This window comes from Roseiarcus fermentans, from assembly GCF_003315135.1.
Lineage (GTDB): Bacteria > Pseudomonadota > Alphaproteobacteria > Rhizobiales > Beijerinckiaceae > Roseiarcus > Roseiarcus fermentans.
Genome location: NZ_QNRK01000012.1, coordinates 54,638 through 68,166, shown reverse-complemented (window position 1 = coordinate 68,166; position 13,529 = coordinate 54,638). Strand labels below are relative to the sequence as shown.

Sequence of the window (13,529 nt, the reverse complement as noted above, 5' to 3'; positions counted from 1 at the left end):
GCGAGGCGGCCGGGGACATGGACGAGGCGCTGAGAGAGGAAGGATTCGAGTCCTTCGGGTCGCATGCGGTGTTCGTTCGGTGGCAGCGGGCGTCCGTCGAGGCGCTTGCGGGGATCGTCGTCGAGGCGGAGGGGATTCTCGACAAGTCGCGACGAGAAGGCGAAGCCGATCGGCGCCGGGTCGAACGGCTGATCGAGGCGACTTCGAACGCGCTGGCGATGGCGCATCGCGCTGCCGAGAACGCGGGCGAGGCGAGCGCGCACGCGCGACAGATGATCGACGAATCGGTTGCCGGCATTCAGCGCCGCATGTCGGACGCGCTCGTGAAGGAGTGCCCGAACTGGCTCATCCTCGAACAGAAGTTTCGGCATCGCGAGTACGCGTGGAAGTTGGCCACACGGGTGGCGATTGGCGCGATCGCGCTCTTCATCGCCGGCTACGCGACCTCGCAATACTGGAACCTGCCACTGACGGAGTCGCGGCAGGCGATGTTCAACGCGGTCGACCGGTGCTGGTATGAGCCGATGAAGGTTCGGATGTCGAACGGAACGACCATGGACGTCTGTCCGCTTGCGGACTTGACGTCGGGTCGACCGAAATAGTCGGACGGCGAAGATCGTTCAGATTCGCCAGTCGCGCTCGAGGCAAACGGCGACGCCCTCTTCGCGCATACGCGGCCGACGGGAGCAAACGGGCGAAGGGCCTCAGCCCCAATCGATATGGGTCGCGCCCACGTCGGCGGCCCGGTTCACGAGGTCGGAGAGAAGCGCGAGCTTCCGCTCGACATAGCCCTCGTCCCGGCCGCAATCGATCATAAGCATGGAGCCCGGTTCACGAGTCTCTGTGCGGGGGATGGCGGGCGAGGCGTGGCCGAGGCGCTTGCGGCGGGCGACGACGAGGACGGCCCTGAAGCAGGCGATGGGCCACGGCGTTGTCGAGTAGAGGTCGTCAATCCCGAGGGCCTGGAGGACGTCTCTGGCGTTGTCGTTGGACAGGGAGACCTCGAGATCGTCGAACTCGGGGACGCGGGAGAAAGTGTGGCCGTTGGCCTTGAGCGGGTTGAAGGAGACGGTCATCGGAAGGCTCCGGGAGAAGAGAAGGGATAGGAGGGCGGGGACCTTTCGGTCCCCGCTCAGGGGCGTCAGCCCCCGAAGGCTCCCATCTGGGAGGCTGCGGCCTTCTGCTCGACCTGGGCGTCGGGCTTGGCTTCGTAGGCCTTCCACTCCTCGCCGGTGAGGTCCTTGTAGGCGTCGATCGCGCCGTGGGCTGCGGCGAGAAGAGCGTAGGCCTGCATGGCCATGTCGGCGGCGAATTCCCGGATGCGCTGCGCCTTGCTTTCGAGGCCGATCGGGGCGCCGTGTTCGTCGTCGCCGCCGTCTGCGGCCCGGGCGGTGGCGGCGCGGGCCTCGCCGACCTTCTCGGAGTAGAACCGCCCCGCGCCGACAGCGGAGGAAACGAAGGCCCCGACGATCCGCTGGAAGTGCATCTCGGTCGCCTTGTCGTTGAGGGAGCCCTCGAACGCACCGGCCATCTGGTTGAGGGCGGTTGCGTGCTCCGCGCGGATCGTCTCGTATTCGGGGACGATCAGGCCGAAGGCCTGTGCGACGTTCTCGGCGACGCCCTGGTGGGGGCAGAGCTGGACGGCCATCTCGAAGGTGAGGGCCGGGCGGGTCTGGGTCTTGGAGGCCTGGGTCTTGGACTTGGAGCGGGTCGTGGCCATGGTCGTCGGTTCCTTCATCTTGCCGCGGGCCGCTGGCCCATCGCCAGCTCGTGTCCCTCGGTGCGGCATGAAGAAGCCCGGCCTGGGCGGCATGCACCCGAAGCGCAGCGGAGGGCCGAAGCGAAGCGGAGGACGGCCGAGGGCGGCGAATTTGTTTCGCGAGGAATTCGGCCCCCCTCACGAGAAGCTCTTTTGCCTTATGAATCGGGGGGCCGAAGGGGAAATTCGTCGACCGAAGCCGTTGCTGGCCGAACGGGCCGGGCTTATCGCCGCCCATAGCCGAGGGACATGAGCTGGCGGTGGGCTTCGCGTGCGGTCCGCAGTGCAAGATGAAGGAACCGGCGGCGATGGCTCGCGCATCGCATGCGACGTCCTTCCCAAGGCGCGTGAGACCAGCTTCCGCCGCGCGCACCGGATGGCCGCCCAGTTTCGCACTCTCCCCCGGCGCCGTCGTCAGGCCGTCGCTGCGCGCCGATGTGTCGACCTCATCGTTCCCGAATACGAGGCGATCGGCGTCGTGCGGAGATGTCCGCCCTCGAGCGGGTCGCGGATCGGCGTTCGAGGGCTCGCTCGACGACAATGTTGCGGCGAACCATGCGCTCTCAGCGAGACGCCGGGGAGAGCCTCTCTCCGAATTCGCGATCGGCGCGGGGCGGTTCGTCGCGCGCAGAAAGAGGGACAGCGAGGTCCGCGTCGCCGCATGGGTGCTGATCTCGGCTGCGCCACAAGCGCCGCGTTCTGATCGGCTTCGAGAGCAAGCTCGGCCTTGCCATCCGGGCGTCGACGAACGCTTTGCTCCTGCAAGGCGTGCCTCCTCGCCGCCGCGTCTGCGCTCGTCAGGCCGCCTTCAGGACCTCGCCGGCGAAGACGCGCGGGCCTCTGACAAGCTCCTCGCGACGTCCAGCTCGAGACAAGTGCGCTATGAGCCGGGAAGGGCTGCTCGAGCGACGTCGCCGGCGGGGACCGAAAGGTCCTCGCCCGGTCTCCAGCCTGTCCGTCGCGTCACTGGAGGCGTTCGGGCTGTGGTTACGCCGTGTGGCGCCTGAGCCGCGATGTCCGCCTCGAGGCGGACGAGCATCGTGCTCCAGAATTGATAGAGCTTCCTCGAGCGGGCGCGCCTGGCGCGCCGCAATTCGGTCTTCACGCGTCGGATCGCCGGCTCCGCTCCGAACCGGGCGATGAAGTCCTCGACGCCGCAGCCCATCGCACGCACGAAGACCCGCTGTTCCGCGTGAGACGGGGGGAGGTGGGAATCCATCTCGGGCATCGACCTATCGCGTGAAGGGATCGGGCCCTGCAATCTGCGGGCGGATTGGGCGGCGGCGCGTCTGGACCAGGCCTGCGTCAAAGATCCCGAGCTCCCCGCCCCACCCGTCCCAGCCTGGTCGCGTTTCGCGGGCGAAGAGTTCGACATAGGGGCCTTCGACGAGACGCTGGATCCGCCTGCGGACGGTGTCCGGTTTTCGACTATGTTCGCGGCGCGGCTCGACGACAAGGCGCTTGACGTCGCGGGCGAGACGGCGAGGCGCGCCCCGCGTCGCGAGCAGGCATTGTTCGGGGTTGGCGCGGGTCCAGTAGCCGAGGCCTGTGAAGAAGCCGCCGTCGTCGGGGCGCGCCTCGTCGCGCCTCGCATTGGTCTTCACCCACGTAAAGCCGACGGTCTTGTAGACGAACCCCCATGCGCGGATGAGGTCGAAGGCCTGATCGAGAAGGGGATCGACAGCCCACAGGAAGAGGACGCAATCGTCGGCGGCGAGCTCGGGAACAGGCAACGCCGCAAGCGCCGGGAAGTCGAGGCAATCGTAGTGTGCGAGCGCGTTGCGACTTTCTCCCTTGCGACTTCGGTTGCGGAAGAGCCAGGGCGGGTCGGCATAGACGACCCGATACTTGCGTCGCTCCGCGAGCGGCCCAGGATCGCCGGCGATCATCGGAGCGCCGTGAGCGCTGCGAAACGGGCGCGGGCGTCGGCTTCGCCAGAGGGAGTATCGGGGTATCGCTGGCCTTGCGTTGCGCCGCAGCGATCTGTCCACCGCACCGCGAAATATCCGTTCGTCCACCGAGCGCGCGATCCGGCCGGCTCGAAGCCGGGCGACGACCATTGCAGTCGCACCGTGGCGTGGATCGCCGGGTGCGGGGCGAAACCCTCGGCGATCGTCTCGAGGGTCGCCGCTTCGTAGTCGCGATCGCCGTAATCGGCGAGAAGGATCTTGCCGGCGGGAATGTCACGCCGGACGGGAAGGTTGGACATGGGGCGAACTCCGTTTGCGGAAGGAGGATCGGCGCGCGTCGGCGCTCTCGCCGGCGCGCGAGACGCGAAATCTTGGGGAAGATGGGGAAAGGCGGCGGGCGCTCAGGCGATTGGGCGACGGGTCCGTTCGGCTACGAACGCCCAGACCAGACCGGGTCAGGCGACAGGCAAGGGCGGCCTGTCGTCGTCTTCGGCCGGATCGTGCTCGAAGGTCAGGTCCTCGTAGAACTCGGCGAGCGGGATCGAAAGGCCGATCTCGGGAAGGGCGAGCGTATCGTCCTCCTTCAGGACGACGACGCTCCATCCGTCGGCGGCCCGGCCATGGACGGTGGCGCCGATCCGGTCCTGCTCGAGCATGACGTAGCGCTGGACAGAGGGCGTCGCCTGGTATTCGCGCGCCTTGACGATGCGATCCTTGCCCGCGGTGCTCGGGCTCAGCACCTCGAAGATCACGACGGGGTCCTGAATGACCTTCGCTCGTTGATCGACGTCCGAACAAACGACCATGCCGTCCGGGTAGCGGATATGATCGTCTGCGACCTGGATCTTGAGGTCGCTACCGTAAAATCGACAGGGCTTGCCAAGGAGTCGTCCGCCGAGGGCGATGGCAAGATTGGCCTGGATGGCCGCATGGCCGACTGTGCCGCCGGTCATGTCTTCGGGTTGGAAACCATCGAACTCGTAGCGCAGGTCCTGCCGCTCCTCCCAGGCGAGGAATTCGGCGAGCGTCATGGGCTTGCGAGGACGAGGTTCATGGTGCGTAGGGTAGCACGGTTCCGCATCGGATGCTTCCTTTCGGCTTGGCGACTGTCGGCTTCGCGGCGCTCACGGGACGGGCGGATCGGCGTCGAGGGTGATGTACTGGGCGACGAAATCGATCAAGGGGGTTCCGCGCACGTCACGGGTTCGCCAGAGCCCTTCGAGTTCGACCAGGGCACCTGAGGCGAGGCGGCGAAAGAGGGCTCGAACGCGGTCGCGATCGAAGTCCTCGGGCGCGCGCCAGACGGCCGGGACGTGGCGGCCGCGACCGTCGCGCCCGTGGAGATGGATGACGCCGGTGTCGGCGAGGGTCCAGCGGAGTTCGGCGTCCTGCGTCAGCGTGAGCGCGATGCGCGCTCTGCTCTCGCTGCGGCGGCTCGCGCGGTCGAGGGCGACCTGTTCGGCGAGGCGGCGCCAGGCGTCCTTCGGAGGGTCGGCGCGGCGCGCGAGTCGGAGTTTCGCGAAGTGGAACATGGGGGGTCTCGAAGAGGCGGGAAGGAGGGAAGGGGGAGACGAGCAAAGGTCGGGGAGGCCGAAGCCTCCCCTCGGTTGAGTCAAAACGGGATATCCGAATCGTCGACCGCCGGACGCTGCGCCTCCTGGGGCTCGTCCCCCTTGTCGCCCCGGTGGTTCGGGCCCTTGCACAGGCGCTCGATACGCTCGGCGGCGAGTGTGACGCCGTAGAAGGTCTCGCCGTCCTTCTCCCACTGCGTCTGGCCGAGGGAACCCGAGGTGAAGACGAGGTCGCCCTTGCCGATGTTGCGTCTGACGTAGCCACGCGTGGTCTCGCTGAAGATGGTGACTTCATTCCAGCGGGTGCGCTCGATCCATTCGCCGCGATTGTCCTTGCGGCTGTAGCTCGAGGCGATGCTGACGCGCAGCGTCGTACCGACCTGCTTGATCTCGCCGACCCGGCCGACGATCGTGAATTCCGCGGGCGTGTTCATGTGTTCGCTCCTTCTTCCGTTCTCCTCGGGCCTTCGGCTCGTGCCGTCGGTCCCTCAGGTGCGGCTCGAAGGAAGCCGGGCGGGCCGGGCCAGCACCCGCGAGCCTCGCGAGCGGGCCGTAGCGATGAGCGGAGGACGGCGAAGGGCGGCGATTTTGCCGCGCGAGGAATTCGGCCCCTTGGGGGCCGAAGGGGAAAATCGTCGCCCGCAGCCGTTGCGGCGCGGTCTGTCCGGCTTCATGGCCGCACGGAAATCCGGGGGACCGCACGGGCCGCGAGCGCAGCCCATTCCTGTCCCGTCTCTTGCGCATTCCTGCGCTTGTTCTCTCCCGGTCTTTTCTCGCTTTCTCTCCAAAACCCCTACATCTTGTGTTGACGAGGCGGGGCGCCCGCTGGTAATTGTTCATGGTTTGTTCGATCCGGGAGGCAGTTCCATGCGTTACGAGACGTTGTCCCTGCTGGGCGGGAATATCGTCCGCTTCCCCGTCGAATTGCGCGCAAAGCCGTCGATCGAGCTTCTGATCGACGTCGCGCCCGACTCGCGCGAAGTCGAGTTGATCGCCGAGGCGTTCGGGTTCGACGCGTCGGACCCGGAGGGTCGCGGCAAGGCGGACCGGGCGATGGCGGAGAGGATTGCGGCGATGGACTTGCCCGTCGACCGCGAGGCGCGGCGCGCGACGTTGAACGGGATCCTGAGGCCGCTCATCGATCGCGCCGTCGCCGCCTGCGCTCAGGCGCGGCAGGCGTCCATGCGATCGGACGCCGACAACGAGAAGCTCGCGATCGCGCAGATCGAGGGCGGCTACTGGATTGCGCCGTTGAGGGAGGCGGCGGACTATTGGGCGATCGAGGCGGCGAGACTTCAGATCGTCGCCCATGAGGCCGCCGAGGCGGCCCATGGCGCCGATCGGGCGGTCGCCTTCGCAATGCGCGGCGAGGCCTGGCGGCCCGCGAACGCCGAGGACGACATGAACGCGGTAATCGCGGCGCACAACGCCCGCTCTCGTTAAGGCGGCGCAACTCCGTTCCCAGCGCGCCGCCTGCGCGCGTCTCGAAGAAAGGGATTCGTGTTCGCGCGGATCGCTTCGACCCTGATCGTCCTGACGATCAGGGAGAAGAGCGATGGCGACGCCAAACCGGGCGCCCGTCCTCTGGCGGGCGACCGTCGCGGCGGGCAGACGGAAGAGGAGGCGATCGGCGGACTGGCTTTGGCCGATCGTGGCGCCGGTTGGTCTGGGGCTCGTGGCGACGGCCGGCTTTGCGGTCCTCGGCGGCCCGAGCTGGGCCGATCCGCAGGTCGTGACGCCGAGCGGGTTGCCGGTTCAGGTTCACCCGACGTTTCCGGAGCCCGGCTTGCCGGCGTACTCGTTTCCGGCCGGCGGCGGGACGTTGCTCGGGGGATCGGTTGGGAGCGGGGATCCCGGCGGATCAGGGACGGTCGGGGGGACGTCGGACGGCTCGGGGGGTCAGCCGTTGTCGACCCTGGCGTCAGACTATCAGCAATATGTCGGGTCCTACTACGGTGTGAACCAGGAGTGCGTGTCTTTGACGCGCTCCTTCGATCCGTCTTTGCCGCCTTCGAGCCAATGGCAGCAGGGCGAGCTCGTCCAGGGAGCGACGGATATTCCTGTGGGAACGCCGATCGCGACGTTCAACTTCAACGGCGCGTATGGTCCGCCTGACAGTCCCGGCGGCGACTATGGCGTCAGCCACACAGGGATCTACCTCGGCCAGGACGCGACCGGTGTTCAGATCCTCGACCAGTATAAGAATTCCGGCGGCGCTTCGATTCACACGATTCCGTGGAGCGCCTGGGGTACGAACACGGCCGAAGGCGGCAGTCGTTACTACACAATTCGGTGAGGCAGTCCGATGCGAAAGCGTTTATCCATTCTTGTGTTCGCGATGCTGGTCGGTCGAGCGGTCGCCGGCGACGGCGGGCCGATCGACACCGTGAAGGCGCTTGCGGCCTTGGACGCAATCGAGGATCAGGTTCGAATCTTCGACGCCACGCCGACGCCGCTCATGCGCAAGTATTTCTCGGCTTCGTTCAATCAGGTGTGGACGACGGCGATGAAACACAACAAGGACTTTCCTGTGTTCGACGCCGACCCGTTGACGGGGACGCAAGGCGGCGGCGGGATCAAGTCCCTCTCGGCTGAGATGGCAGGTCCGAACCGAGTGGTTGCGACAATGCAACTTCAGCATGGTCCCGATCAGACCATCGAGTTTCGGATGTTGCATACGCCGACCGGCGAGTGGCTCATCAACGACATCGTCTATGTCCGCCGCGGAGAATCGCTTCGCGAGGTGCTGGGCAGAGCGGATCGATAGGTCGCGACGGGACGGGTCGGTGGGCGTCTTGGTGTTGGCGTTCTGAAGGGCATCGACGCGACCGGCGCTCGAACCGGTCGATGCGCGACAACGGCCAATGGCGGCGCGCGGCAGCGCGCCCGCGCAAGGCCGCGCCCGGTCCGGTCCCGCGCGCCCGTAGGAGGGCCTTTGTCCGCCCCGCAGCCCGCGCACCGGACCCCGCCTTCCCCGTCGGGAAGGGTGCATTGGCGCGCATCCCGTCTGGATTGGGAGACATCGATCGAAGCGGTGACGATTTCGCGGGTTCCTGTTCGCGCAGGCGTCCTGAACCATCTGGCCTCTGGTTCGAGAGGAGGCCTCATGTCTCGCAGAGTTCATGCCCGAAGAGCGCGCGCGGAACGGCCGTCGCGTCGCGAATGTCCGCGAAGCCTGAGGGCGGCGATGTTTGCGGCGGCGATCATGTCGGCTCCGCGAGCGCATGCTGAGCCGCAGATCGTCTTGCCTCAAGGGTTGCCGGTCCAGGTTCACCCGACGTTTCCGGAGCCCGGCCTTCCGGCGTTCTCGTTCCCGTCAGGCGGCGACACGCTGCTCGGGGGTTCGGGCGCGGGCGCCGACACCGGTGGGGTCGGGAGCGGGGTGACAACCGGGGTTGGAGCCGGGACGGGCGGGACCGGCGCGGCCTACGATACTATGATGGCGCAGGATTGGGGTTCGCAGGCCGCGAACGCGGCGGCGGCGATGGGCGTCAGCGCCAACGCCCTTGCCGCGACATGCGTCATGGAGTCGAATTGCCAGAATGTGGGGGCGTCCGGTGGGAGCTCGGCCGCTGGCGCGTTTCAGATGATCAGCTCCACCTATACGGCCGACATCAACGGCGCGGTCGCCTACAATTCCGATATCTCCGGGAGCATCGTTTCTGGGCTCGACGGGCGAATGGATCCGGCGACCGAAGCTTATGCGGCGGCGTATGAGTTGAGGCAAGACGCGCTGTTGCTTCAGGCGCAAACGACGATTTCCAATCCCACTGTCTTGGATGCAAGAGCAGTATATCAATTCGGAGCCGGAGTCGGCCCAAGCGTTGCTGACGCAAGCGATTCAGATAATATTGCAACGCTGACCGGATTAACTGCAAGCCAACTAGCTGCAAATGGCCTGACAACGTCAAGCACGGTGGGCCAATGGCGCAGCACGATTATAAATCGATTGGGATCGGGTACAGCCTACCAAACAGTCCTACAATAATTGGAGACCAGAATGAACAAGAGTTATGTCGGCTTGATCAGCCTGTCAGTTCTTATCAGCCAGCCCGCTCATGCAGATCGTCTAGAGCCCGGGAGCCCGTTGTTTGGATATCAGTGTTATCATGTCGATGCCGAACGCCTAAAACTGACCCCGGACGACCTGTGGGTTGGGAAAGGTTTGCCGCCGGTGTTCAACGGTCCATCTGTCGATAGTGGGAAATTAGGTGTTGCGCCGGGTGTCGTTTATGTCGCTTGGCCTCTTCAAAGGCAGAATGGATTTGTACGAGCATTGCGGGTCGGTGGCCAGCTTGGGTGGATCTCTGAGGATGTGATCCGACCGTTGTATCGAGCGCCAGGATCGACCGGCGGCTGTACATTGTCGTGGCGCGGAGCCCGTGTTCAATTCCATCTCGATCCTGGAGCGAAGGCCTGGTTCTTTCCGGATGGTCATGACATTCCGAAAGACAAACTTCGCTAAAGGTCTTTCCAACGGCGTTGTGCGGCAAAAAGAAGGGCGCACCGAGCCACGGCGGCTCGGTGAGCCCTTCTTTGTCCTTTACGAAATCTATTGCCTATTTTCGGTAGTTTTTCTCCATTGACTAGGACTCGGCGCGTGTGCGGCTGTGTAGAGATACCTCCGCCATGCGCTCTTGTTCCAACGCGCTGGATCTCGGTCGCGCGGATTTCGGCGGCTTGCGGCGCGCTCGCAGGCGAGGATCAGGTCGGTCGGCGTCCATTCCGCTTGGTCCGTTCGCCAAGATCGGGCTGGTGCGCGATCAGGATGGTCCACGGCGCGCCTCCTTCTCGAGCATGAGCGTCGGGCACGCCTCCGCGTCTGCGTCGCAATCGACGTCCGTGCCGAGGAGGCGCAGGAGGTGCTCGCTGTTGCTCCGCACGCTGTCGTCGGGCGCGAATTCTACCGCGAGGCGCAGGGCCTCGACGATGGCGTCCACCTCCCAGAGGATCAGGCGCCGGCCGGCGAAGACGACTGCGGGCGGCTCCCCCTCGTTCGACGGGCAACCGGCCGCGTTGAGGGCTGCCAGCAACTCGGCGAGATCCGCCTTGGTGCGCGGGCGTTTCAGGGCGTCGGCGTAGTCCATCGCCGCAATGACGCTTTGTGCCAGTTCGTTCAGGCGGCCCCGTTCGATCGCGGGCAGGGTGACCATGTTGATGGGCATTTTTCGTGTTCCTTCATGGTCCGTCGTCGTTTCCGTCAGCGCCGCCCGTGCTTGGGCTCAGGCAGGGGCGGGGTGACCGTGCGCAGCGTCCAGCCGTATTCGTCCCAGTGCGCGGCGTCGGGCGCCTGGGCGCTCTCCAGCGCGATCACCCGCCGATACGCTGACCGGCGCAGCGCCTGGGCGTCGATGTTCGCGTACGGCCATGCCTTGGCGACCGTCAGGCCGTGCCACGGGAAGGGACCGTAGCCCTCGACGAGGAACACGTGGACGGGGGCTGGATCGGAGCCCGGGACGAGGTTCTCGATCCACGCGGCGAGCGCCTCGCCGGCTCTTGGGTTGCGTCGTGGGTCGAGGATCCAGGTCCGGATGGTTCGGAGCGCGTCGAGATCGTGGTCGTCGATGCTGTAAGTCGTCATTGATGAACCCTCCGGGATTGCTTGGCGGTGGTCCGCGCGAGCCCGACCGCGCTTGCGGACGGGACCCAGGCTCCGGTTGATCGTCATTCCGCCTCGGCCCGGGCGTCGTGCACGGGGTCGGCGCGACCGTCGGGCGCGAGCGCCGGCATGTCCGCGCTCGCGCGAGAAGGATCGTGGCTCCCCGGGATCAGGTCGCCGCGGTCTCACGTCGCCGACGGCGACGATTGCCCGTCTCTGCGACCGCTTCCCCGTCGTTTCGACGCTCGTCGTCCCGCGCCCCCTCGCCCCCTTCGCCGTCGTGCTCCGGATCGTCCTGAAGCGCCTCCTGTGGCTCGTTGGCCGGTTCCCCGTCTTCGGCGCCCGTTGCGCCCTCCCCCAGTTCCTCGTCGGCCTTTTCCGGATCGGCGTTTTCCCACGAGTATTGGCGCGGCGCCTCTGCTTGCCGTGCGATCTCTGCTTCGGTCAGCGCAAACAGGGCGGCCGGATGGACGTAGGTTGCGCCGGCCGCCTGCTTGATGACTTCGGCGCGGGTGTCTTTGACGCGCGGGCGCGGCAGAACTCCGAGGCTTGATCCGACCTTTTCGATGCCCGCCCTCGACAGGCACGACAGAAAGTCCTCCGTCGCCATGTTCGCGATGTGCGCGTCGGCGCCGAGCGCGCGCCCGGCGATTCGGGCCACGAGTCCGCTGTCGCCCCGACCGGGCGCGCACGACAGGACGCTCATGAGCATCTGTCGCGCGACGATGCGCAGGCGCTCAGCGTCCGCAGTGAGCTCGCCGCCCGCGGTGATCGACTGAACGAGAGACTTCCGTTCGGGGCGATTGTAGTCGTCGGTCTGGATCATGACGTTGTTGGCGTTGAGAGCCAGGACGAGGAGGCCGATCAGGCGGACGTCGTCGCAAGGATCGACCTCGAGGCTCTTCACGAGCGCCTCGGTTCGGAGGGCCCCGATGATCTCGGTTCCCTTGCTCGTGATTTCGGGCCGGGTTGTCTTCGGCGTCGGCGCGTCCTCCGCGCGGTCCTTTCCCTTCGGGGCTTCAGGTTTCGGGATGCGGAAAACGGTTTCGTGGATCGTCCCGTCGCGCGGGTGGATCGTGAAGCCGATCTGGTCGCCCTTCTTCGGCTTTGTCCAGGTGCGCTCGGCCTTGGGCGGCAGTTTCTCGCGACCGTAGTCGTCAACCTCGAGAAGGACGCCGTTCTTCGGCATGTGGGCGTCGAGCCACGCCCGCTGGGCCGCCAGGAACGCCTCGCCGTCGACGGTGAAGCGATTGTCCTCGTCGCCTTCTGCGAAGAGGTCCTCCTGCCAGACGATGGCGAAGGCCGCGCGCTCGTCCTCGCCGAATTTCGCGTCCCTGGCGAAGAAGCGGGTCTTGTTGAGCGCCTGCGCGATCTGCCACCAGACCGCGCGCTCCCCCTTCTTTGGCTTGATCTTCTTCCAGACGTTCTCCTGATCCTCGCGCGAGGCCGACGCGATCGTGCGCAGTTCCTGCTCCTTCGGCATGTCTCCGGCGCCGATCTGGTCGAGGATCGCCGGATGGACGGTTGCGAGCAGGCGGAGCTTCCGGACCTGGCGGACGGAAATTGCGAACGCGGAGGCGATCGCCTCCTCGGTCCAGCCTTCGGAGGCGAGGCTTTCGATCCCGCGCCAGAGGTCGACCGTGGCCATGGGCGCGCGGATCACGTTCTCGCTGACGGCGCGCATGTTGTCCTTGTCGTCTGGATCCTTGACCAGGACGTCGATCTCGGGGAGGCCGACTTTGATGGCTGTCTTGACGCGACGCTCGCCGAAGACCAACTCGAGTTCGCCGTCCTTGTCGCTCGCAACCGGCGGCTGCAGAATGCCGATCAGCTGGATGCTCGCGGCGAGCGCCTCGTCGGACATTTCGCCGGGCTGGATTTTACGGGGATTGCGGGGGTTGATTTTGAGGGTGACCGGATCGACGCGTCGCAGTTCCATCTGAGTGCTCCTGGCTTCTGCTCTTCGAGGACTTTCTCGAAGACGAAACCCTGAGAAGCGCGGGCGATCCGGCCGGGGCAAAGGCGGCGCTTGAAGCGCCGGGATCCGGACCGCCAAGCGAAGCGGCGGGACGGACCCACCCTTTGCGGCGGACGGGCGTCCCGTGCTCGGAGGTTCCTTGCCCGCCCGTCAGCCTTCACGGCGAGCCTTCTTGCGATGGACGTCGTCTACAATCCGAACGGAGGGGGATTGGCGCGCGTCGTATGTCTGTCTGCTCACCATGAGCTCCCTTTTCTGAAGAATTCGAGGCGTGACTCATCGCGGCAGGCGGATGACGCCCATCGGTCTGGGACCGCCACGCTGACGCGTCGACGCTCTGCTCGAACTGGTCGGCGAGCGTGTCGAGAAAGTCCCGCAGCCCGGGATCGCTCTCGACGATGAGTCGCTGGGTGAAGGCTCCGCGGAGCCAATCGACCTGCGCGGTAGTCAGGGCGACCACAATTTGCTCTTCCATCGCGTCAGCCTCCCGTGAACTCTTCGTCGGCGCGGTCCGACGCGAACTCAGCCGCCGCCTTCTCCGCTGCCTCTCCGGCGACGATGGTCTTCGTCAGCGGATAGTAGAAGACCCGGTCGCCCTTCTTGTACTCGGCGCCCTCCCGGTCCTTGCCGGGCCACTTCGCGGTGATCCACCGCGGGTCGTTTCGATACGACGGCATGGTTTGCTCCTTCTGCGTGATGGTCGTGGGCCCAT

General features: G+C 66.2%; 18 protein-coding genes. 6 read left to right on the top strand and 12 right to left on the bottom strand.

Annotation, left to right across the window (positions count from 1 at the left end):
• Positions 1 to 17 precede the first annotated feature (17 nt).
• Positions 18 to 602: a hypothetical protein gene (locus DFR50_RS12310; protein ID WP_147262745.1), complete on the top strand. Its 585-nt coding sequence runs from the start codon at positions 18 to 20 to the stop codon at positions 600 to 602.
• Positions 603 to 704: 102 nt separating this feature from the next.
• Here DFR50_RS12310 and DFR50_RS12305 read toward each other — a convergent pair whose 3' ends face one another.
• The 7 genes from DFR50_RS12305 to DFR50_RS12270 all read right to left on the bottom strand — a co-directional run bounded on the left by DFR50_RS12305 (position 705) and on the right by DFR50_RS12270 (position 5,674).
• The gene (locus DFR50_RS12305; protein WP_113889511.1) at positions 705 to 1,076 is read right to left on the bottom strand and encodes a hypothetical protein; all 372 of its coding nucleotides are present in this window, start codon (positions 1,074 to 1,076) and stop codon (positions 705 to 707) included.
• A gap of 65 nt (positions 1,077 to 1,141) precedes the next feature.
• A complete protein-coding gene (locus tag DFR50_RS12300) occupies positions 1,142 to 1,720 on the bottom strand; it encodes a hypothetical protein (protein ID WP_147262744.1) in 579 nt (192 codons plus the stop codon).
• A 1,271-nt stretch (positions 1,721 to 2,991) separates the two neighbouring features.
• Entirely contained in the window at positions 2,992 to 3,648 is a 657-nt protein-coding gene (locus DFR50_RS12290; protein ID WP_113889508.1) for an MT-A70 family methyltransferase, read from the bottom strand.
• Positions 3,645 to 3,968, bottom strand: coding sequence for a hypothetical protein (locus DFR50_RS12285; RefSeq protein ID WP_113889507.1), 324 nt, complete (start codon positions 3,966 to 3,968; stop codon positions 3,645 to 3,647). Before DFR50_RS12285 ends, DFR50_RS12290 begins: the two co-directional genes overlap by 4 nt.
• A gap of 156 nt (positions 3,969 to 4,124) precedes the next feature.
• Positions 4,125 to 4,700, bottom strand: coding sequence for a Uma2 family endonuclease (locus tag DFR50_RS12280; protein WP_113889506.1), 576 nt, complete (start codon positions 4,698 to 4,700; stop codon positions 4,125 to 4,127).
• 93 nt (positions 4,701 to 4,793) lie between these two features.
• Positions 4,794 to 5,201, bottom strand: a complete 408-nt coding sequence (locus DFR50_RS12275) for a hypothetical protein (protein ID WP_113889505.1) — start codon at positions 5,199 to 5,201, stop codon at positions 4,794 to 4,796.
• A gap of 80 nt (positions 5,202 to 5,281) precedes the next feature.
• Positions 5,282 to 5,674 carry a single-stranded DNA-binding protein gene (locus DFR50_RS12270; RefSeq protein WP_113889504.1) on the bottom strand — a complete coding sequence of 131 codons (393 nt, stop codon included), beginning with the start codon at positions 5,672 to 5,674 and terminating at the stop codon, positions 5,282 to 5,284.
• A 433-nt stretch (positions 5,675 to 6,107) separates the two neighbouring features.
• Here DFR50_RS12270 and DFR50_RS12265 point away from each other — a divergent pair, with 433 nt between their 5' ends.
• The 5 genes from DFR50_RS12265 (at position 6,108) to DFR50_RS31385 (ending at position 9,705) form a co-directional block, all read left to right on the top strand.
• Positions 6,108 to 6,683 (top strand): hypothetical protein, encoded by a 576-nt coding sequence (locus tag DFR50_RS12265; protein WP_113889503.1) that lies wholly within the window; start codon positions 6,108 to 6,110, stop codon positions 6,681 to 6,683.
• 112 nt (positions 6,684 to 6,795) lie between these two features.
• Positions 6,796 to 7,536, top strand: a complete 741-nt coding sequence (locus DFR50_RS12260; RefSeq protein WP_113889502.1) for a BPSL0067 family protein — start codon at positions 6,796 to 6,798, stop codon at positions 7,534 to 7,536.
• Between the two features lie 33 nt (positions 7,537 to 7,569).
• On the top strand, positions 7,570 to 8,007 hold the full coding sequence (locus tag DFR50_RS12255) for a YqhG/Tai3 family protein (RefSeq protein WP_113889501.1): 438 nt from the start codon (positions 7,570 to 7,572) through the stop codon (positions 8,005 to 8,007).
• Between the two features lie 672 nt (positions 8,008 to 8,679).
• Positions 8,680 to 9,228 carry a hypothetical protein gene (locus DFR50_RS12250; protein WP_147262743.1) on the top strand — a complete coding sequence of 183 codons (549 nt, stop codon included), beginning with the start codon at positions 8,680 to 8,682 and terminating at the stop codon, positions 9,226 to 9,228.
• Positions 9,229 to 9,240: 12 nt separating this feature from the next.
• A complete protein-coding gene (locus DFR50_RS31385; protein ID WP_147262742.1) occupies positions 9,241 to 9,705 on the top strand; it encodes a hypothetical protein in 465 nt (154 codons plus the stop codon).
• 298 nt (positions 9,706 to 10,003) lie between these two features.
• On the opposite strand, the gene DFR50_RS12245 is transcribed toward DFR50_RS31385, so the two are convergent.
• The 5 genes from DFR50_RS12245 to DFR50_RS12230 all read right to left on the bottom strand — a co-directional run bounded on the left by DFR50_RS12245 (position 10,004) and on the right by DFR50_RS12230 (position 13,494).
• Positions 10,004 to 10,405 (bottom strand): hypothetical protein, encoded by a 402-nt coding sequence (locus tag DFR50_RS12245; protein WP_113889499.1) that lies wholly within the window; start codon positions 10,403 to 10,405, stop codon positions 10,004 to 10,006.
• A gap of 35 nt (positions 10,406 to 10,440) precedes the next feature.
• Positions 10,441 to 10,821, bottom strand: coding sequence for a hypothetical protein (locus DFR50_RS12240; protein WP_113889498.1), 381 nt, complete (start codon positions 10,819 to 10,821; stop codon positions 10,441 to 10,443).
• A gap of 187 nt (positions 10,822 to 11,008) precedes the next feature.
• Positions 11,009 to 12,778, bottom strand: a complete 1,770-nt coding sequence (locus DFR50_RS12235; protein ID WP_113889497.1) for a ParB N-terminal domain-containing protein — start codon at positions 12,776 to 12,778, stop codon at positions 11,009 to 11,011.
• A gap of 196 nt (positions 12,779 to 12,974) precedes the next feature.
• The gene (locus DFR50_RS31380) at positions 12,975 to 13,292 is read right to left on the bottom strand and encodes a hypothetical protein (RefSeq protein ID WP_147262741.1); all 318 of its coding nucleotides are present in this window, start codon (positions 13,290 to 13,292) and stop codon (positions 12,975 to 12,977) included.
• A 4-nt stretch (positions 13,293 to 13,296) separates the two neighbouring features.
• Entirely contained in the window at positions 13,297 to 13,494 is a 198-nt protein-coding gene (locus DFR50_RS12230; RefSeq protein WP_113889496.1) for a hypothetical protein, read from the bottom strand.
• Positions 13,495 to 13,529: the final 35 nt, after the last annotated feature.